At 70.8% G+C, this 19,344-nt stretch carries 21 protein-coding genes and 1 riboswitch; of the genes, 7 read left to right on the plus strand and 14 right to left on the minus strand.

The genetic code is table 11. The annotated features are described in order from the left end of the window. Window positions 1–17 precede the first annotated feature (17 nt). The 6 genes from KV102_RS01935 (at window position 18) to KV102_RS01960 (ending at window position 5,355) form a co-directional block, all read left to right on the plus strand. Window positions 18–869 carry a formate dehydrogenase accessory sulfurtransferase FdhD gene (locus KV102_RS01935; RefSeq protein WP_220345140.1) on the plus strand — a complete coding sequence of 284 codons (852 nt, stop codon included), beginning with the start codon at window positions 18–20 and terminating at the stop codon, window positions 867–869. An 11-nt stretch (window positions 870–880) separates the two neighbouring features. Continuing rightward, window positions 881–1,666 carry an alpha/beta fold hydrolase gene (locus KV102_RS01940; RefSeq protein ID WP_220345141.1) on the plus strand — a complete coding sequence of 262 codons (786 nt, stop codon included), beginning with the start codon at window positions 881–883 and terminating at the stop codon, window positions 1,664–1,666. A 117-nt stretch (window positions 1,667–1,783) separates the two neighbouring features. Continuing rightward, the gene (locus KV102_RS01945) at window positions 1,784–2,719 is read left to right on the plus strand and encodes an ABC transporter ATP-binding protein (RefSeq protein ID WP_220345142.1); all 936 of its coding nucleotides are present in this window, start codon (window positions 1,784–1,786) and stop codon (window positions 2,717–2,719) included. After that, window positions 2,716–3,471: an ABC transporter permease gene (locus KV102_RS01950; protein WP_220345143.1), complete on the plus strand. Its 756-nt coding sequence runs from the start codon at window positions 2,716–2,718 to the stop codon at window positions 3,469–3,471. The genes KV102_RS01945 and KV102_RS01950 overlap by 4 nt, the downstream gene beginning before the upstream one ends. A 28-nt stretch (window positions 3,472–3,499) precedes the next feature. Next, window positions 3,500–4,723: a sensor histidine kinase gene (locus tag KV102_RS01955; protein WP_220341755.1), complete on the plus strand. Its 1,224-nt coding sequence runs from the start codon at window positions 3,500–3,502 to the stop codon at window positions 4,721–4,723. Next, complete coding sequence (locus KV102_RS01960) at window positions 4,720–5,355, plus strand: response regulator transcription factor (protein ID WP_255559070.1); 636 nt, start codon at window positions 4,720–4,722, stop codon at window positions 5,353–5,355. Before KV102_RS01955 ends, KV102_RS01960 begins: the two co-directional genes overlap by 4 nt. A gap of 16 nt (window positions 5,356–5,371) precedes the next feature. On the opposite strand, the gene KV102_RS01965 is transcribed toward KV102_RS01960, so the two are convergent. The 11 genes from KV102_RS01965 to KV102_RS02015 form a co-directional block, all read right to left on the minus strand. After that, window positions 5,372–6,718, minus strand: coding sequence for a serine hydrolase (locus KV102_RS01965; protein ID WP_301021570.1), 1,347 nt, complete (start codon window positions 6,716–6,718; stop codon window positions 5,372–5,374). Then, window positions 6,715–9,615 (minus strand): aminomethyl-transferring glycine dehydrogenase, encoded by a 2,901-nt coding sequence (gene gcvP / locus KV102_RS01970; RefSeq protein ID WP_220345145.1) that lies wholly within the window; start codon window positions 9,613–9,615, stop codon window positions 6,715–6,717. Before gcvP ends, KV102_RS01965 begins: the two co-directional genes overlap by 4 nt. A 74-nt stretch (window positions 9,616–9,689) precedes the next feature. Further along, window positions 9,690–9,780: riboswitch (glycine riboswitch) on the minus strand. Between the two features lie 54 nt (window positions 9,781–9,834). Beyond that, window positions 9,835–10,428 (minus strand): MerR family transcriptional regulator, encoded by a 594-nt coding sequence (locus KV102_RS01975; RefSeq protein ID WP_220341758.1) that lies wholly within the window; start codon window positions 10,426–10,428, stop codon window positions 9,835–9,837. A 125-nt stretch (window positions 10,429–10,553) separates the two neighbouring features. Beyond that, complete coding sequence (locus tag KV102_RS01980; protein ID WP_220341759.1) at window positions 10,554–11,027, minus strand: bifunctional nuclease family protein; 474 nt, start codon at window positions 11,025–11,027, stop codon at window positions 10,554–10,556. A 10-nt stretch (window positions 11,028–11,037) separates the two neighbouring features. Then, on the minus strand, window positions 11,038–11,763 hold the full coding sequence (locus KV102_RS01985; protein WP_220345146.1) for a MerR family transcriptional regulator: 726 nt from the start codon (window positions 11,761–11,763) through the stop codon (window positions 11,038–11,040). Then, complete coding sequence (locus KV102_RS01990; RefSeq protein WP_220341761.1) at window positions 11,760–12,230, minus strand: FHA domain-containing protein; 471 nt, start codon at window positions 12,228–12,230, stop codon at window positions 11,760–11,762. Before KV102_RS01990 ends, KV102_RS01985 begins: the two co-directional genes overlap by 4 nt. A 116-nt stretch (window positions 12,231–12,346) precedes the next feature. Continuing rightward, window positions 12,347–12,724, minus strand: a complete 378-nt coding sequence (gene gcvH, locus KV102_RS01995; protein ID WP_220341762.1) for a glycine cleavage system protein GcvH — start codon at window positions 12,722–12,724, stop codon at window positions 12,347–12,349. 15 nt (window positions 12,725–12,739) lie between these two features. Continuing rightward, window positions 12,740–13,483, minus strand: coding sequence for a DUF881 domain-containing protein (locus KV102_RS02000; protein WP_220341763.1), 744 nt, complete (start codon window positions 13,481–13,483; stop codon window positions 12,740–12,742). An 8-nt stretch (window positions 13,484–13,491) separates the two neighbouring features. Next, a complete protein-coding gene (locus KV102_RS02005) occupies window positions 13,492–13,824 on the minus strand; it encodes a small basic family protein (RefSeq protein WP_220341764.1) in 333 nt (110 codons plus the stop codon). Continuing rightward, on the minus strand, window positions 13,821–14,639 hold the full coding sequence (locus KV102_RS02010; protein ID WP_220345147.1) for a DUF881 domain-containing protein: 819 nt from the start codon (window positions 14,637–14,639) through the stop codon (window positions 13,821–13,823). Before KV102_RS02010 ends, KV102_RS02005 begins: the two co-directional genes overlap by 4 nt. Before the next feature lie 7 nt (window positions 14,640–14,646). Beyond that, window positions 14,647–15,246 (minus strand): CDP-alcohol phosphatidyltransferase family protein, encoded by a 600-nt coding sequence (locus tag KV102_RS02015; protein WP_220341766.1) that lies wholly within the window; start codon window positions 15,244–15,246, stop codon window positions 14,647–14,649. A gap of 165 nt (window positions 15,247–15,411) precedes the next feature. On the opposite strand from KV102_RS02015, the gene KV102_RS02020 reads away from it, so the two are divergent. Further along, entirely contained in the window at window positions 15,412–16,035 is a 624-nt protein-coding gene (locus KV102_RS02020) for a superoxide dismutase (RefSeq protein WP_220341767.1), read from the plus strand. Between the two features lie 33 nt (window positions 16,036–16,068). Here the strand turns inward: KV102_RS02020 and KV102_RS02025 are convergent, their stop codons facing one another. Genes KV102_RS02025 through KV102_RS02035 form a run of 3 tightly spaced genes read right to left on the minus strand, consistent with a single transcriptional unit; the run spans window position 16,069 to window position 19,336 of the window. Continuing rightward, window positions 16,069–18,144 carry a cytochrome c oxidase assembly protein gene (locus KV102_RS02025; RefSeq protein WP_220345148.1) on the minus strand — a complete coding sequence of 692 codons (2,076 nt, stop codon included), beginning with the start codon at window positions 18,142–18,144 and terminating at the stop codon, window positions 16,069–16,071. Continuing rightward, window positions 18,141–18,680 carry a copper resistance CopC family protein gene (locus KV102_RS02030; protein ID WP_220341769.1) on the minus strand — a complete coding sequence of 180 codons (540 nt, stop codon included), beginning with the start codon at window positions 18,678–18,680 and terminating at the stop codon, window positions 18,141–18,143. Before KV102_RS02030 ends, KV102_RS02025 begins: the two co-directional genes overlap by 4 nt. Continuing rightward, window positions 18,677–19,336 carry a YcnI family protein gene (locus tag KV102_RS02035; RefSeq protein WP_220341770.1) on the minus strand — a complete coding sequence of 220 codons (660 nt, stop codon included), beginning with the start codon at window positions 19,334–19,336 and terminating at the stop codon, window positions 18,677–18,679. The genes KV102_RS02030 and KV102_RS02035 overlap by 4 nt, the downstream gene beginning before the upstream one ends. Between the last annotated feature and the right edge of the window lie 8 nt (window positions 19,337–19,344).

A 19,344-nucleotide genomic window follows, 5' to 3' on the forward strand; every position in this document is an offset into this window, starting at 1 on the left:
GACATAGGCTGGGGCGCATGACCGCTCCTACCGCACGCCGGCGCGTCGTCGAATGGGTCGACGGAACCCCGCGTGCTCGCGAGGACCGGCTCATCACCGAGGAGCCGCTCGAGATCCGCGTCGCGACACCGGGTCTCCCCGATCGCCGCCTCGGGGTGACGATGCGGACCCCGGGCCACGACTTCGCGCTCGCCGCGGGTCTGGTCCTGGCCGAGGGCGTCGTCCGTGGGCGCGACGACATCGCCGGCATCGCGTACTGCACCGATGCCCGCCTCACCGAGGAGCAGCGGTTCAACGTGGTGACGGTGGCACTCAGCGGGGCGCCGGCACGTACCTGGCAGGAGCGCTCGCTGCGAGCGACGTCGGCGTGCGGGGTGTGCGGCACCGACTCGCTCGACGAGGTCGCGGACCTCGTCACGCGTCTGCCTGACCACCGCCGACCGCACCGGTGGGAGCCGACCGCGCTCGCGGCGCTCCCCGACCTGCTGCGGACCCACCAGCGCCACTTCGACCGTACGGGCGGGGCTCACGCTGCGGGGCTGTTCCATCCCGACGGCACGGTGGTGGTGGTCCGCGAGGACGTCGGCCGTCACAACGCCGTCGACAAGGCGGTCGGTCACACGCTTCTCGAGGGCAATCTCCTCGACGGCACCTCCGACGGCCTGGCGCTGTGCACGAGCGGCCGGATCGGCTTCGAGATCGTCCAGAAGGCCGCGGTCGCCGGAGTGGCGGCGGTGGTCGGCGTCGGCGCCCCGACCACGCTCGCAGCACGGTTGTGCGACCAGACCGGGATGACGTTGGCCGGATTTGCTCGTGACGGACGTGTCGTCGTCTACGCGCAGGGAGACGAGACACCGGGGCAGGCCTAGACTCCCTCCTCGTGCACACCGATCCCACGAAGCCACACGTCGTCATCGCCGCGGCGATGGGCGTGCACTCCCGCTACTACCGCGAGCTCGCCGACGAGCTCGCGGTCATCGGCTGGAGTTCCTGCATCCTCGCCGCACGCGGCGTCGACCGTGACACCGAACGACCGTCCCGTGAGAACGACTGGGGGTACGCCGACCTCGCCTCGGCACTCGGTGACCACGTCGCCCGCGTCCGCGACCAGCACCCCGGCATCCCCGTCGTCCTTCTCGGACACAGCCTGGGCGGGCAGGTGGCGCTCGGACACCTGCTGTCGGGTGGCGATGCCGACGGACTCGTCCTCGCAGGAGCCTCCGAGCCCTACTTCCGGCGGTACGGAGGCCGGGGCTGGGGACTCTGGGGCCTCGCCGCCGCCGTACCGTCGGTGACGGCGGCCTACGGCTACTGGCCGGCCTGGGGGTTCGGGGGCCCGCAGCCCAAGACTTTGATGCGGGAGTGGGCGCGGCTGGTGCGTCGCCGCCGGTTCCCCTACCCCGAGGGACCCCTTCCGCACGACGCGCTCGATCTGCCGACCTTCGTCCTCCAGGTCGAGGGCGACGAGCTCTCGGTCCCCCGCGCCGCCCGGGCCCTCGTGCGTGCCGTACGGGAGGAGTCGGTGACGTGGTGGGACTACCGCCGAGCCGACGCTCCCGCCGGGACGGAGATCGACCACCTCGCGTGGGCGAAGGCGCCCGCGCCGGCAGTGGGCGCGCTGCAGGACTGGTGGTCACGGGAGCGCGCCGCCGCCACCTCCCTCTGACCCTGGGGAGCCCGCGCGGGCCGGCGGGCAAATCGCGTCCGTCGGCACCGACCGGCGGACCGAGGTCCAGCCGATCGGCTGATGCGCCGACGTCACGCCAGACGGTGGGATGGACCTATGACGACGACATCAGCGCCCGCCATCGAGGTTCGTGGTCTGCGCAAGACGTACGGCCCGGTGGTGGCCGTCGACCACGTGGACCTCAGCGTGTCCGAGGGGGAGATCTTCGGCGTGCTCGGGCCGAACGGGTCGGGCAAGAGCACGACGGTCGAGTGCATCGCCGGGCTCCGCCGGCCCGACGCGGGCACGATCCGCGTGCTCGGACTGGACCCGGAGAAGGACCGCGACGCGCTGAAGCGCACGGTCGGGGTGCAGCTCCAGAGCGCCGGCCTCCAGCCGAAGCTACGCGTCCGCGAGGCGCTCGACCTGTTCGCCTCCTTCTACGACGACCCCCGTGACCCCGACGAGCTGGCCGAACGACTCGGCCTCACCGAGCGGATGGACCACCCGTGGCGCAAGCTGTCCGGCGGTCAGCAGCAGCGGCTGGCGATCGCCCTCGCACTGGTCGGGCGCCCGAAGGTCGCGCTGCTGGACGAGCTCAGCACCGGACTCGACCCGGCCTCGCGCAGAGAGGTCTGGAAGCTGGTGGAGGAGGTGCGCGAGGAGGGCACGACCATCCTCCTCGTGACACATCTGATGGAGGAGGCGCAGCACCTGTGCGATCGGATCGCGCTCGTGCAGCAAGGGCGGATCCTCGTCGCCGACACCCCCGACGGGCTGATCAGCCGTACGGCGGCGCCGCTCGTGATGTCCTTCGGGACCGCCGTTCCCCTCGATCCCGCCCTCCTCACCGATGTCGCCGGTGTCGCCGACGTGATGGAGCGCGCCGAGCGGGTCCAGGTCGCCTGCGACGACAGCGCGGTGCTCCTCGTGCTCGACCGGCTCCGCGACGCCGGCGTCCGGCCCGAGCACCTGCGGATCACCGAGTCCTCCCTCGACGAGGCGTACCTCGACCTCATGACAGACGCCGACGAGAAGGAGACCGTCCGATGAGCACCGCCACGACCTCCCCCACCACCGCGATGCTGCGGACCGAGTCCCGGCTCATGCTGCGCGAGCCGGGCGCGATGTTCTGGATCGTGCTCTTCCCGACCATCCTGCTGTCCATCCTCGGTGCGATCCCGTCCTTCCGGGAGCCGGACGAGAGCCTCGGCGGGATCCGCGTCATCGACCTGTACGTGCCGATCGCCATCTTGCTGTCGGCGATCATGGCGTCGCTGATGTCCATGCCCACGATCATCTCGGGGTATCGCGAGAACCAGGTGCTGCGACGGTACGCGACGACTCCGGCCAGGCCGACGCAGATCCTCATGGCCCAGTGGGTGCTGCACGGTGCCGGCATCCTCGCGGGATCGGTGCTGGCGATCGGCGTTGGCCGTCTCGTCTTCGACGTCGCCCTGCCCGGCGCGCCGCTGACGTACCTGGGGATCTTCGTCCTCGTGGTCCTCGCGAACCTGTCGACGGGTGGGCTCATCTCAGGACTGGCACCGTCGACCAAGGCGTCCGCGGCGATCGGGACGGTCGTGTTCTTCCCGTCCATGTTCACCTCGGGCGTCTGGCTGCCGGTCACCGTCCTGCCGGGCCTGCTGGGCGACATCGTCGCGTTGACGCCGAACGGCGCGGCGGCGCTCGCGCTCGACGAGGCGGCGGCGGGTCGGACACCGGAGCTGCTGCACGTCGTGGTGCTGCTCGTCTGGACGGTGGGGCTCGGGTCGTTGGCTGCGCGATACTTCCGTTGGGAGTGAACCGGATGCGACGGGCGACGGAGTACACATGAACGACCTCTCGGCACGGATCGAGCGCCGGTGGAGCGTCCTCCTCCGGTACGGGGCGTATCCCCTCCTCGTCCTGTCGCTCGCCCTCGCCGTCCCGCTCGCCCAGGCGGTCGGGACGGCGGACCGGCTCCCGCTCCTGGCCGCGCTCACCGTCGTCGCGGGGCTCGCCCACTGGTGGTGCGTCTCCCGGCGGTGGCAGGAGCCGCTCGACGACTGGCTCGGAAAGGCGTACGTCGTGGCCCGTACGGGCCTCGCGTTCGTGCTCTCCTGGCTGAACCCGTTCTTCAGCATCTACGCGTCGATCGGCTACTACGACGCCTCGGTGTTCCTCCGCAAGCGCGCCACGTGGGCGGTGCTGCTCGTCACCGCGGCCACGATGGCGGGAGCGCAGTCGGGCGGTCTCCCGCCCCAGAGCGCGGGCCAGGCAGCCGCGTTCGCCGGTCTGTTCGTGCTCAACGCCGGTCTCGTCCTCCTGTTCACGGCGATCTCGCACAACGAGTCGGACCTTGCTGAGGAGCGCTCGACGACGATCACCGCGCTCGAGGAGGCGCTGCGCGAGAACGCCGCCCTGCAGGAGTCGCTCACAGCGAGGGCGCGCGAGGCCGGCATCCATGAGGAGCGTGAGCGTCTGGCCGCCGAGATCCACGACACCATCGCCCAGGGTCTTGCCGGGATCGTGACGCAGCTCCAGGCCGCCGAGGACAGCCCTGACGACGCCGCCGCCGCCGCACACCGCAAGCGCGCCGCGGAGCTCGCCCGTGCCTCCCTCGAGGAGGCACGGCGCTCGGTCCAGGCCCTCAGCCCTGCCGCGCTCGACCATCTCGACCTCGTGGACGCGGTCCGTCTGCGCACCGGCGAGTGGTCGGCGGAGACCGGGGTCGACACCGAGCTCGTGGTGACGGGTACCCCGACGCGGGTCGACGCCGCCGCCGAGGCCGTCGTGCTCCGCGTCGTCCAGGAGTCGTTGACCAACGTCGGACGGCACGCGCGAGCCTCGCGGGTCGGCGTGACGCTCTCCTACACCGACGACGAGACCATCCTCGACGTGCGCGACGACGGCCGAGGGTTCGACGTCTCCCGGGTGGTCGGCGGTGACGGCAGAGGGTTCGGGATCATCGGCATGCGGCGGCGCGCCGAGCGGGCGGGCGGGGCGCTGGTCGTCGAGTCGGAGCGCGGAGGTGGGACGGCGGTCTCGCTCCGCATCCCGTCGGAGGCACCATGATCGAGTCCGTGCTCCGCCTCGTCCTGGTCGACGACCATCCTGTGGTCCGCGACGGTCTGCGCGGCATGCTCGAGGGGGCGGGCGAGTTCGCGGTCGTCGGCGAGGCGTCCGACGGACCGGCAGGTGTGAGACTCGCGATGACGCACCGGCCCGACGTCGTCCTGATGGATCTGCGGATGCCGGGAGGGGGCGGGGTGGACGCGATCTCCGCGCTGCACCAGCGGGGATTCGCAGGGCGCATCCTCGTCCTCACCACGTACGACTCCGACCGAGACATCATGGCGGCCCTCGATGCGGGGGCTACCGGCTATCTCCTCAAGGACGCCCGCCGCGACGATCTCTTCGCGGCGATCCGCGCCGCCGCACGCGGTGAGTCGGTACTCTCCCCCGCGGTGGCGACCCGCGTGGTGTCACGCGTGCGCTCCCGGTCGCAGGAGCTGAGTCCGCGCGAGGCGGAGGTCCTGGCCCTCGTCGCGAAGGGCCGCCCGAACCGCGAGATCGCGAAGACGCTCTTCGTGAGCGAGGCCACCGTCAAGACGCACCTCGGGCACGTCTACGAGAAGCTCGGCGTCAAGGACCGCGCCGCCGCCGTCGCCACCGCATACGAGCGGGGCCTCCTCGGCGGCTCCTGACGCCGGGCGGCTGCCGTCAGGCGCCCGGGATCGGGACCGACGGGTCGTACGGGACGCGGGTGTAGCAGAACGTGCCGATGTCGAGGTGGCTGATCGTGCGGTCCTCGCGTCGCACGACCTGGAGAGGCTCCCCCAGCGAGTAGCCGCTGAGCCCGATCCAGCGATCGACTCCGTCGGGCGCGAACGTGAACGCCCTGCCCCCGTCGGCGGCCAGCACGAGGACGTTGCCGTCGTAGGCCATCGTGAACGGCTGGTGACCCCAGTGCCAGGTGCCGAGGAGCTCACGGACGCCCTCGGGCAGCTCGCGGGTCGGTGTCCACTCCGGGGCGATGACCGGCTCGTGCGCAAGGACGGTCTCGATCAGCGTGCGCGGCAGGTCGCCCACGTCCAGTCCGTACGCGGTGTTCGCCAGCACGACGGCGCCGACGCCGCTGTCACGGTCCACGTACGCACCGGCGAGGAATCCAGGCATCGATCCGCCGTGACCGACCAGGACGCGCTCCCCCGCAACCGACAGCCGCAGGCCCAGCCCGTACGCGCCCGCGCCCTTCTCGTCCGGGTCGGCAGACTGCGGCGTGGTCATCGCGGTGATCGCGTGATCGCTGAGCAGTGTCGGGCGGGCGAGCTCCCCGAGCCACCGGCACAGGTCGGCCGGTGTGCTCCAGAGCTGGCCTGCCGGGGCCATGGCGCCGGTGTCCTGGAGCGGCTCGGCGACGAGCATGCCCGTGAGGGCCTCGACCGAGTAGCCGTCCGCGTGCGGTGCAGCAGCGGCGTACGTCGTGCGGGACATGCCGAGCGGAGCCAGGATGCGCTCGGTCAGCACGTCCGCCCACGGCGCGCCGCGAAGCGCCTCCACCACGCGGCCGAGGATCGCGTAGGAGAGGTTCGAGTAGTGGTACCGCTCCCCCGGCGCGAGGACACGCGAGGCGTTGGCGTTCGCGCCCACCAGCGCCTCGTAGGAGCCACCGGGGCTGCGCTCCCACCACGGGCCGGCGGGCTCCGCCGGCAGACCGGCCGCGTGCGAGAGCAGGCCACGGATCGTGGCCTCGGCGAAGGGACCCTCGGGGACGTACATGGCGACGGTGTCTGCCAGGTCGAGCGCGCCTTCGTCAGCCAGCTGCATCACGAGCGCAGCAGTGAGCGTCTTGGTGAGGGACCCGATGCGGTACTGGGTCGCGGGAGCCGGTCGCGCGGTCTCTCCGGCGCGCACCGACGTCCCCCGCGCGCCGTGCCACACGACCGACCCGTCGCGGACGACGGCCGCGCTGAGGGACGGCGCGCGGCTGGTCGCCTGTGCCGACGCCACCGCGGCGTGGAGGTGGAGAGCGGTCGGAGGGAGGACGGGGTCGGTCTGTCCGGTCACTCCGCGAATGCTTCCGGAGGCGGGCATGCGCACGCAAGGTTGCGGTCGCCGTAGGCCTGGTCGATCCGGGCGACCGTCGGCCAGTACTTGTCGACGTGGCTCCCGGTCGGGAAGGCGCCGAGGTCACGGTCGTACGGGCGGTCCCACTCACCTGCCAGCGCCTTGAGCGTGTGCGGAGCGCGACGCAGCGCGCTCTCCCCCAGCGCCACCTCGCCCCGCGCGACGGTCTCGGCCTCGGCTCGGATCGCGATCATCGCCTCGCAGAACCGGTCGATCTCGGCCAGCGACTCCGACTCCGTCGGCTCGACCATCAGCGTGCCGGCGACCGGGAAGCTCATGGTGGGAGCGTGGAATCCGTAGTCGATCAGCCGCTTCGCCACGTCGTCGACACTGACGCCGCTCGCCTTCGTCAGCGGGCGGACGTCGAGGATGCACTCGTGCGCGACCAGCCCGTGGTCGCCGGCGTACAGCACGGGGAAGTGCTCACCGAGGCGGTGCGCCACGTAGTTCGCGTTGAGCACGGCGACCGAGGTGGCCTCGGTGAGTCCCTGCGCGCCCATGAGGGCGACGTAGGCCCAGGAGATCTGCAGGATCCCGGCCGAGCCGTACGGGGCGGAGCTGATCGCCCCGATCCCCTCGCGGTCCTCGGCGAGCGGTGCCATCGGGTGGCTCGGCAGGAACGGCTTGAGGTGCTCGGCCACCGCGACGGGACCCACACCGGGTCCGCCTCCGCCGTGCGGGATGCAGAAGGTCTTGTGGAGGTTGAGGTGGGAGACGTCGCCGCCGAACTCACCCGGTTTGGCATGCCCGAGGAGCGCGTTGAGGTTGGCACCGTCGACGTACACCTGGCCGCCCGCACCGTGCACCACGTCGCACAGCTCGGTGATCCCGTGCTCGTAGACGCCGTGGGTCGACGGATAGGTGACCATGATCGCGGCGAGGTCGTCGGCGTGCTCGGTGCACTTGGCGCGCAGGTCGGCGAGGTCGACCTCGCCGTCGTCGGCAGCCTTGACCACGACGACGCGCATGCCGGCCATCACCGCCGACGCGGCGTTGGTCCCGTGCGCGGAGGATGGGATCAGGCAGACGTCACGGTGCGCGTCTCCGCGGCTGCGGTGGTAGCCGCGGATCGCCAGCAGCCCTGCCAGCTCGCCCTGCGACCCGGCGTTGGGCTGCACCGACACCGCGGCGTAGCCCGTCACCTCCGCGAGCCAGGACTCCAGCTGCTTGACCAGCCGCAGCGTGCCCTGGGCGTCCTCGCCGGGAACGAACGGGTGGAGGTCGGCGAACTCCGGCCAGCTCACCGGCTCCATCTCGGTGGTCGCGTTGAGCTTCATCGTGCAGGAGCCGAGCGGGATCATGCCCCGGTCGAGCGCGTAGTCGCGGTCGGCGAGCCGCGTCACGTAGCGCAGCATCTCGGTCTCGGAGTGGTGGGTGTTGAAGACCGGGTGCTCGAGGAAGCCGCCCTCGCGCTCGAGTGCCTGCGGCAGGGAGTCGCGGGCGGCGGCGTCGATCGCGGGCAGGTCGAGTCCGTCGATCCCGAAGGCCTCCCACACCGCCTCGAGGTGCGACGGCGTCGTGACCTCCGAGGTCGAGATCGCCACCTGGTCGGCGTCGACGCGCCGCAGGTGGATACCGTGGGCCCGGGCTGCGCTCACGACGTCGTCGGACCGGCCGGGGACCCTGGTGAGGACGGTGTCGAAGAACGTCTCGTGCACGACCTCGACGTCACCCGCGCGCAGCCCTTCGGCGAGCACGGCCGCGGACCGGTGCACCCGGTAGGCGATCTGCCGCAGGCCCTCGGGCCCGTGGAAGACCGCGTACATCGACGCCACCACGGCGAGGAGCACCTGCGCCGTGCAGATGTTGGACGTCGCGCGGTCGCGGCGGATGTGCTGCTCGCGGGTCTGCAGCGCGAGCCGGTACGCCGGGCGGCCCTCGGCGTCCACGGACACGCCGACCAGACGGCCGGGCAGATGGCGCTCGAGCCCGTCCTTGACGGCGATGAACCCGGCGTGAGGGCCTCCGTAGAACATCGGCACGCCGAAGCGCTGGCTCGAACCCACCACGACGTCGGCGCCGAGCGACCCGGGCGAGGCGAGGAGCGTCGACGCGAGCGGGTCGACGGTGACGACCGCGAGACCGCCACGCTCGTGCACGGCGGCGATGACGTCGCTGGGATCGACGATCGCGCCGTCGTGGCGAGGGTAGGCGACGAGCGCACCGCAGAGGTCGCCGTCGGGAAGTCCCCCGGAGAGGTCGGCCTCGACGAGCGGGATGCCCATCGCCTCGGCACGCGTACGGACGACGGCGAGCGTCTGGGGAAGGCAACCGGTGTCGACCACGAACGGCTTGGTGGCGTTGGCGCGCACGGCCCGGCGCGTCAGCGTCATGGCCTCGGCCGCCGCCGTGCCCTCGTCCAGGAGCGAGGCGTTGGCGGTCGGGAGCCCTGCCAGGTCGGCGACCATCGTCTGGAAGTTGATCAGGGCTTCGAGCCGCCCTTGCGAGATCTCGGGCTGGTACGGCGTGTACGCCGTGTACCAGCGGGGGTCCTCGAGCACGTTGCGACGGATGACCGCCGGTGTGACGGTCGGGTGGTAGCCCAGACCGATCATCGCGACACCGGGGTTGTTCTGGTCGGCGAGCTGGCGAAGCGCGCCGGTCACCTGCGGCTCCGACAGCGCCGGCAGCAACGACAGGGTCTCGCCGAGACGGATCCCCTTGGGTACGGCTGCAGACATCAGGTCGTCGAGGCTGCGATAACCCAGCGCCTCGAGCATCGTCGCCTGCTCGGCGGCGTCGGGGCCGATGTGGCGGGTGGCGAACGGTGCTGCGCCGGCCAGTTCGGACAGCGTGGGCCGTGCTGGCCCGGAAAGGGACGTGGACTGGTCGCTCATCGGCGATCTCCCGCAGGCTCGGGTGGGTCGGTCAACCCTCCCCCTCTGTCACGCGTCGTCACGCTTCAGAGTGCCTGGGTCACGCGGTCCTGGTGCCTGAGAGGTTCCGGGGAGGAATTGCCCCTTCGGCGCCGCGACGCTCGCGGGCTCTCCCGCGTGACGTGTTCGGCCGTACCCGGCCAGGCTAGCACCGCCGGGCCGGACAGCGGAGGCCGTGCGTCAGCCGACGCGACGCGCCTTGCGGCGCGCAGCCAGCTCGTCGTCGGGATCGGCCCCGGTGACGATGCGCTCGCTCGGAAGGTCGGAGAGCGTGCCCTCGATCTCGCGCCAGACCCCACCGATCGCGATGCCGAAGACACCCTGGCCGCCCTGGAGCAGATCGATGACCTCGTCGGCCGAGCGGCACTCGTACACCGACACTCCGTCGCTCATCAGGGTCACGCTGGTCAGGTCGTCGGTGCCGCGCTCACGGAGGTGCTGGATCGCCGTGCGGATCTGCTGGAGCGAGATGCCGGCGTCCAGGAGGCGCTTGATGATCTTGAGCAGGAGCACGTCGCGGAACGAGTAGAGCCGCTGGGTGCCCGAGCCGCTGGCATCCCGTATCGACGGCTCCACGAGCTGCGTGCGCGCCCAGTAGTCGAGCTGCCGGTAGGTGATCCCCGCCGCCTTGCACGCGTTCGGCCCACGGAAGCCCGTGTCCTCCGGGACTCTCGCCACGTCGTCGTCGAAGAGGAGGCCCTGATCGCTGGCCGCCTCACGCGCCGCGGCGACACCCTCGTCGTGCTGGGTCGTCGAGTTCTGCTTGCCGCTCACCGGAGCCTCCGTCTCGCACCATCATCTGCCCGTTCAAAGTAGGGCCGCTCCCCCGGGGGGTCAACGACATCGGCCGCGACTCGCCGGGATGACCCTGAACCTCGAGTCCAGGATGACTTTCGGGGTCAGGAACCTCCCTGCTCGAAGTCCTCGGGCGTGATCTCGTCGAGGAACTCTCGGAACTTCTCGACCTCTTCCTCCTCCTCGTCAGGCACACCCACCGAGGACTCGGTCAAGACGTCCTCGTCGCAGTAGATCGGCGTGCCTGTGCGCAGCGCGAGCGCGATGGAGTCGGACGGGCGCGCCTCCACCTCCGCGCCCGAGGCGAAGACCAGGACGGCATAGAAGACGTGGTCCTTGACCTCGGTGATGCGCACCTCGGTGAGCTCGTCCCCGAGCGCCTCGATGACCTCCTTGAGGAGGTCGTGCGTCAACGGCCGGGGCGGCACCACACCCTGCTGGGCGAAGGCGATCGCCGTCGCCTCGACCGCACCGATCCAGATGGGTAGGTAGCGCGGCCCCGAGACCTCACGGAGCAGCACCAGAGGATTGTTGGTGGGCATCTCCACCCGAACGCCGACAACATCGAGCTCCCGCACGAGACTCAGCCTACCCCCGGTGGCGCAGTCCGTTCTTGACGAGCATCGTGTGGAGCAGCACCGAGAGCGACGCGATGTTGCGTGCGGTCTCGTCGGCCCTTGCCGCAGACTCCGGATCGCGACGCCGTCGCAGGGGCTCGACGATCTGCTCGAGCATGCTCACCTCGCGGTCGGCAGCGGTGCGGATCGAGCGCAGGTGCCGCGGCTCCAGCCCGAAGGCCGCGAGCTCGCCGAGCGTCTTGGCGATCACGACGTCGGCCTCGGTGAAGTGCCCGGACGAAGGGGCGACCAGACCGTACTGCTCCGCCTCGTCCAGCAGATCCTCGTCGATCTCGGACGCCTGCAGCAGCTCGGAGCGTCGGAACCGGATGTCCTTCGGGCTGCTCGCGAACGTGTCAGGCCCAGGCAGCCCGTCCGAGGACATGATCACCCGTGGCACCTGAAGGGTCCCCTCGTCGTCGGAGGAGAGGATCCCCCGGTCGAGGTCGTCCAGCTTCTGCCGGATGACCTTCAGCGGCCAGTACGTGTCCCGCTGCACGCGCAGCACGAGGTGCAGGCGCTCGACGTCGGCCCGGGAGAACTTCCGGTAGCCCGACGGCGTCCGCTCCGGCTCCACCAGGCCCTCGGTCTCGAGATAACGGATCTTGGAGATCGAGATGTCCGGAAAGTCCGTACGAAGCTCGTCGAGCACCTCCCCGATGCTCAACCGCGCGGCGTTCGGCGCGGCCTGGGTCACGAAGCGGTGCTCCCCGCGGCGCTCGGGTAGTAGACCAGGCGGAACTTCCCGATCTGCACCTCGTCGCGGCTGCTGAGCAGGACGTCGTCGATCCGGTCGCGGTTGACGTAGGTCCCGTTGAGGCTGCCGACGTCGCTCACGGTGAAGCCCTCCTCGGTACGCCGGAACACGGCGTGACGCCGCGACACGGTCACGTCGTCGAGGAAGATGTCACTGTCGGGGTGACGTCCCGCCGACACTTCTTCGGTGTCGAGGAGGAAGCGCGAGCCGGCACTCGGCCCCCGCTGGACGACCAGGAGGGCCGAGCCCGGCGGCAGCGCATCGAGCGCCGCCGCGTCGTCCGCACTCAACCCACCGCCCGACCCGAGGTCGGTGTCCGACGTCGGGGGCAACGAGATGGTCGACGTCGTCTCAGACGGGCTCTCGGGGACGTCCTGGTTCGGCTCGTCCTCGTTCGTGCGCGACATTGGCGGGGATCCCCTTCGCTACTCTCAACCGGTGCTTCAGGTTGACGACTGTTGCATGAAACCTACGTGCCCGCCGTGGGGCGGTCAACCGACACACGGGACCACGGCGGGGCCGATCAGGACTCGGTCGCCGCCCCGTACGCGGCGGCGTCCATCAGACCGTCGAGCGCCGCCGGATCGGCGACCCGGACCGTGATCAGCCAGCCCTGGCCGTAGGGGTCGGCGTTGACCGTCTCCGGGCTCGCCTCGAGCGTATCGTTGACCGACACGATCTCGCCGGTGACCGGCGCAAAGAGGTCGCTCACCGACTTCGTCGACTCGAGCTCTCCGATCACCGCGCCCGCCTCGACCGTGTCGCCGACCGCCGGCAGCTGCAGGTAGACGATGTCTCCCAGCTGGTCCTGCGCGTAGTCGGTGATCCCGATCGTCGCGGTGTCGCCGTCGAGCCGGATCCACTCGTGGTCGGCGCTGTACTGGAGGTCTTCGGGGATCACGGTCACTCCTCGTCGTCAACGTGCGGGCCGAGCGTACTCGGCCTCGCGCTCCTCGGCCAGTGCGGTGATCTCGAGGGACTTCGTCTGCTCGACGGCGACGTCGCCACCGAGTGCCTCCACCTGGTCGACGAGCCCGCCTCGGAACACCACGGCCTGGTCCAGCGTATGGGAGTCGCCGATCGCCTCGATCACGAAGGGTCGCTTCACCTCGCGGCCGTCGATGCGGACCCCGCCCTCGGGCGAGTCGGTGACGTAGGACTGGGCGACGACCCGGACCACGCCGTTGACCTGGATCGACTCTGCCCCGGCGTCGCGAAGCTCCTCGATGGCGTTGAGGAGCGTGCTCGCCCCGACCGTGGAGTCAGGGTCCTCGATCGTGATCACGACGCCTGGTCCGACGGTCGGTACCGTCCCCGCCAGGATGGCCAGCGTGTCGGCCGCCTTGCGGGTCTCCTCGATCGCGGCCTGGTTGCGCTCGGAGCTCTGCTGGAGACGTCGTTGCGTCGCGGACAGGTCGGCGCGCTGCTGCGTCAACCGGTCTTCGGTGCTGTCGAGGGTCTCGAGGAGGTTCACGAGCTCGTCGCGGCGCATGCCGGCGTAGCCGTCGTCGTTGGCCGAGCGGACCTGGGTGACCGCAGCGAATCCCAGCACGAGGAACAGCGCGGCCACGACCCACTGGCCGCGGGTCGGACGCCCGGTGAGGGCGTGCCTGACGCGCGCCCACGCCTTCGCCGAGTCGGGTGCCTGGCGCTCACTCATGACTCTGCCTAGGCATGGAAGAGGTGCCTCCTGATCGCTGCGGCGTTGGAGAAGATCCTGATCCCGAGCACGACGATGACGCCCGTCGAGAGCTGGGACCCGACTCCGAGCTGGTCGCCGACGAACACGATGAGCGCCGCGATCAGCACGTTGGAGATGAACGAGACCACGAAGACCTTGTCGTCGAAGCGTCCGTCGAGGTACGCCCGGATCGCACCGAACACCGCGTCGAGGGCGGCGACGACCGCGATCGGGAGGTACGGCTGGAGGCCGGCGGGCACGGTCGGCTCGAAGAGGAGCCCCAACGCGGCTCCGACCACGAGGCCGAGGACGGCGATCACTTCTCCTCCACCTCCAGCACCTTTGCGTTGCGGATCGTCGAGGCGCGACGGGGCGCCGCGGGGAGGGTGGCCTCGGTGCGCGCGCTCACGTCGAACCGCATATCGAAATTCTCCTTCAGTCCACTCCAGGCCTGCGCCGCAGGGGTCTCGGCGAAGTTGGCGGGAAGCGTACGCGGGTTTCCGATCGCGGTCACGACGTACGGGCTCGTGAGCGAGCGGTAGTTGACCGTGATGCCTTCTCCGGCAGAACGGATCGGGGACATCGCGGTCAGCCTGTTGCCGTTGATCGCGATCGCCTCCGCACCGGCCTGCCACAGCCCGTTGACCAGGAGCTGGAGGTCTTTGTCGCGAACCCGCTCAGCACTGCCTGCGTCGGCGTCCGGTGCCCCGTCGACGGTGACGCGCAGCGCCGGGCCGGTCACGGCCACCGTGCCGACGACGGCGGCCTGCTCGCGAGCCCTCGCCAGCGCCTCGGCCCCCGACTCCTCACGTCGGAGCCGTGCCACCGACCCGCTCAGCGCGGCGACGTCCTCCTGCAAGGCGGCGATCTCGGTCCTGCGCTGGTCGATCTGGCCGGTCAGCACGGCGCGCTCGGTCTCGACGGCCGGGCGGCTCGCTCGGGTCTGGAGCAGGGCGAGAGTGATGAGCAGGGTGAAGAACGCCACCACCGCGATGGCGGCCAGACGCCCGCGCGACGTGCGAGCGTGCGGCGCGTGGGTGTAGTAGTCGTCGTCGAGCGGGTTGTCGGTGATGGTCTGCAGGAGCGTCATGGAGTTGCCCGTGACGTCCCCCGACGTCGTGCTGCGGTCCGTCACGGCGCTCCTAGCGGGCCTTCACCGGCGGCATGGTCGTCATCAGACGTCTTACCTGCCAGACGTAGAGCAGACCGGCCCAGCAGTAGAGTGCGACGCCCCAGATCGCGAACGCCCAGCCGAAGACGCGGGCCAGGCCGGCGACCGTGCCGGTGTCGTCACCGAGGAGCAGCAGCGGGAACGCGTACAGGAGGCCGGCGGTCGCGGCCTTGCCGAGGAAGTGCACCGGCAGCGAGCTGTAGCCGCGGGTCCGCAGGAACGGCACGAGCGCGAACAGCATGAGGTCGCGCAGCGGCAGGATGAGGGCCAGCCACCACGGGATGATGTCGCGCATCGCGAGACCGAAGACCACGGCCAGGATGTAGAGCCGGTCGGCGATCGGGTCGAGCAGCGCGCCGAGCTTGGAGGTCTGGCCGAGCCGCCTCGCGAGGTAGCCGTCGAGGTAGTCGGTGATGCCCGAGACCACGAGCACGACGAGGGCCAGGACGTCCTCCTCAGGGCCGAGGACCAGCCACAAGAAGACCGGCACGCCGAGGAGGCGGACGACACTGAGCGCGTTGGGGATCGTCAGGACACGCTCGGCACTCGAGGCGTTCGGGGCGGCGGTCACTGGGTTCCTTCACTCGAGAGGCGTCGCTGACGCGGGAGTCACGGCCGACCCCAGACTAACCGCTGCCCGTACACGCTCGGTGGATCACCTGACGAACCCGGCGCTTGCACCGCCGTGAGGGCTGCGAGACTGTGAGCACAACTCAAGAGAATCGATGGAGGACACGTGGCTGAGTACACCTTGCCCGATCTGCCGTACGACTACGGAGCTCTCGAGCCGTACATCTCCGGCAAGATCATGGAGCTGCACCACGACAAGCACCACCAGACGTACGTCAACGGCGCCAACCAGGCGCTGGAGCAGATGGCCGAGGCCCGCGACACCAACGGGCTGTCGACTGTCAACCTCCTGGAGAAGAACCTCGCGTTCAACCTCGCCGGACACGTGAACCATTCGGTGTTCTGGCCCAACATGTCGCCCGACGGCGGCGACAAGCCCGATGGCGAGCTGGGTGCTGCGATCGACAGCTTCTTCGGGTCGTTCGACAAGTTCCGCGCCCACTTCGAGGCGACGGCACTCGGTATCCAGGGCTCCGGCTGGTCCATCCTGGCCTGGGAGACGCTGGGTCAGCGCCCGATCATCTGCCAGCTGTACGACCACCAGGGCAACCTGCCGGTCGGACTGGTCCCGCTCCTCATGCTCGACATGTGGGAGCACGCGTTCTACCTGCAGTACCAGAACGTCAAGGCGGACTACGTCAAGGCATGGTGGAACGTCGTCAACTGGGCGGACGTCCAGGCCCGGTTCGAGGCAGCGCGCACGAACACCACGTCGCTCTACGTGCCGTGACCGCACGCGCAGCGTGCTGAGGCGTTAGCCGCCTCAGCGGTCGGGAGCCCGGTCGGCCTTCGGGTCGGTCCGGGCTCCTGCCGTCTCCTCGGTCCTCTCCCCCGGGCCGCGCCTCGGGCGCTGCTCGGCGAGCTGCGCGAGATAGGCGTTGTACGCCGTCAGGTCGGCGTCGTCGTTCTGGTTCGCACTGCGATCGTGACGCACCGCCTCACGCGCGTCCGACCGGAACCACTGGACGAACAGGGCGCCCATCACGAGCACCAGCGGCACCTCGCCCATCGCCCAGGCGATCCCGCCGCCGAGATACTGGTCCTCCAGCAGGTCGGTGGCGTACGGGCGGTCGAGCGAGGTGTAGTAGCCGCCCGCGACGACCGTCGTCATCGCCATCAACGCGATCGAGAAGAACGCGTGGAACGGGATCGTCACCAGGAGGATCACGAACCGCCAGAGGGGGGCGAGCCGCCGCGGAGACGGGTCGACCCCAATGATCACGTAGTAGAACAGCGCGCCTGCGGCGAGGAAGTGCAGCTCCATCAGCCCGTGGCCGATGTGGCTCTCCATCGCGTTCTCGAAGATGGGGGTGAAGTAGAGCCCGTACAGGCTGCCGACGAAGATCGCCGCGGCGAACAGCGGGAACGTCACGACGCTGACGAAGCGTGAGTGCAGCAACGAGACGAGCATCGCGCGCGGGGACACGTCGCCCTTCTGCCTCGGACCAGGGAGCGTCCGCAGCGCCAGCGTCACCGGCGCACCGAGGACGAGCAGGATCGGCGCGACCATGCTCAGCACCATGTGCGACACCATGTGGGCGCTGAACAGGACGTGCGAGTAGACGCCCAGGCCGCCGAAGGTCGCCCAGGCGACCATGAGCAGGCCCGACATCCAGGCGATCGTGCGTCCGAGCGGCCACGTGTCGCCGCGACGGCGCATCACCCGTAGGCCCGCGACGTACAGGGCGAGCCCGAGCCCGACGACGGCGAGCCCGACGCCGTTGGCGGTGAACCCCCAGACGAGGTGCCACAGCGTCGGCGCCGGCGGGAGCGCCCCACCGAGGATCGCCTCGGCGGGCGACTGGTAGAGGTCGGCCGGCCGCGGGGTGGGGGTACGGGACAGGGCGACTGCGACCGCGACCGTCATCCCCATCACGAGGAGCTCGACCGCGGCGACGCGGAGGAACAGGTAGCGGGCGCGCCCCTGTGCGGGCCCGTCCTCGACGAGACCGCCGGAGCGCTCGAGCGCGACGACCGTACGGCGACGGTGCAGGAGGCCGATCATCGCGAGGACGACGAACGCAGCGACCTTCGCCCACACCAGCAGCGCGTACTGCGAGTCGAGGTCGCCGAGGTCCTGGAGGCGGGTTGCCGCGTTGACCACTCCGGAGATCCCGATGATGACGACGCACCACAGCGCGAGCGTCGAGAACCGCGACACGCCGGCCGGCAGCCGCCGGCTCCCGCGGAGCGCGATCCACGCCAGCCCGGCGAGGCCGCCGACCCAGAGCGCGGCGCCGGCGAGGTGCAGCAGCATGCTGACCACGGCCAGGTCGTGGGACCCCGATCCGGCGGCATGTCCCGAGAGGGCCTGCGGGACGAACCCTCCGAGAGCGAGCCCGAGCAGGAGCGCCGTGGCCCTGACGCTGAAGGTGCGGCGGGCGAGGACGGCCACCAGCAGTGCGATCACCGCTTGCGCGACCAGCGCCCAGCCCAGCGAGGAACCGTCGAAGAACTGTGTCAGGACGCTCCACGAGAGCTCGTCGACGCCGATGAGGAGGGTCGCGGCGGCGTTCAGCGCGAAGAGGACGAGAGCGGCGGCGGCCCAGACGAGGGCAGCGACAGCCGCCCGGCGTACGGCACGGGCCGAGAGCCCCTGCACCTCGCGGGCGCTCGAGGGCAGCAGGAACGCGGCCGTCGTCAGGAAGCCGACGGTCACGAGGCCGGCGAGGTCGGACACGACCTTCACAGCAGGGATCGCCCATCCCGTGAACGGCCCCGGGTCGGGGATCCCCGGAGGCGGCGGCTCAGGCGCCGCTCCCCCCAGCTGCAGCGCCACGTACAGCGTCACGGACGTCACGAGGAACCCGGCAAGGGTCCAGCGCACGGGCGCGGTCATGACGACTCCTTGTCCTCTCGCCGCCGCGGCCACAGGAGGAGCGCTGCCGCGGCGACCACTCCGGCGGCACCCCACAGAAAGTGTGCACGGTGCGCGTGAAGGAAGCTCTCCTGGTGGGCCTCCTGGTCGTCGGCCCGGGTCTTGTCGACGGTACGCCCCTCGGTCACGGTGAAGAACACCGATCCGCTGATGGGGTGGCCGTCGGCGGAGACGACGCGGTACGAGGCCCGGTACTCCCCCGCGATCTCGGCGTCGTCGAGCCGGGCGCGCACCGCCACCCCGTCAGTCCGTGCCTCGCCGGCCGTGACGTCGGTGCCGTCAGGGGCCTCCACCACGACGAACGCGGGCGTGGTGACCCTCTCGTTGAAGGTCAGCACGATCTCGGCGGGCAGCGTCGCCACCGTGGAGCCGTCCTCGGGCGAGCTGGACACCAGGGCGGCGTGACCGACCGCCGCCGGGCTGCTGAGCAGCAGCAGCCCGACGACGGAGACGCAGACGAGCGCGGCGTCGCGCACGCTGCGAGCGGCCCGGTTCATGAGGACCGTGACCTCCTGCGGACAAGGCTGGCGCCCAGCACGCCGACCGCGAGGGCCAGGACCGCGATCCCGCCGACCAACCAGCCGTCGACGCCCTCGGAGTCGTCGTCGGCGGCGTCCGAGGAGTCGTCGGTGGTCTGGGCGCCGTGCGACCCGTGGCCGCCCTCCCCGGCGTCGGCCAGTGTGACCACCGGCGCGGGGCGCTCGGGCTCCTCGGCTCCCTCCTCGGTCGGCTGGTCCCAGGCCACCGAAGAGCCGTCGGAGTAGGTCTGGGTCGCGGGGAACACGAGAGTGTCGGTGTCGGTGGGCAGCGGTCCGACCCGCAGGTCGAACACGTCGAACTCGCCCGGCGCGATACCGGCGCCGGGCTCGGCGGTCCAGGTCACGGACCGGTCCTCGACCTTGGTGACCTTCCACCCCGGCTTCGTCCGGGTGCTGACGAACTCGAACGTCACGCCCTTGGGGAAGGTGACGGTGAGACCGGTGGTCCTGGCGGTGTCGGACTCGGTCGGGACGCGGAAGGACAGGGTGGACCATCCACCCTTCGCCGCGTCCGGGGCGTCGACGCCGACGTGGGCGGCGGCCGGCGGGACGGTGGCGAGGGCGAGGGCTGCAGATCCGGCGAGCACGCCGGATCGCACGACGAACGTCTTCATGCTGGTGC

Source organism: Mumia sp. zg.B53 (genome assembly GCF_019550935.1).
Taxonomy (GTDB): domain Bacteria; phylum Actinomycetota; class Actinomycetes; order Propionibacteriales; family Nocardioidaceae; genus Mumia.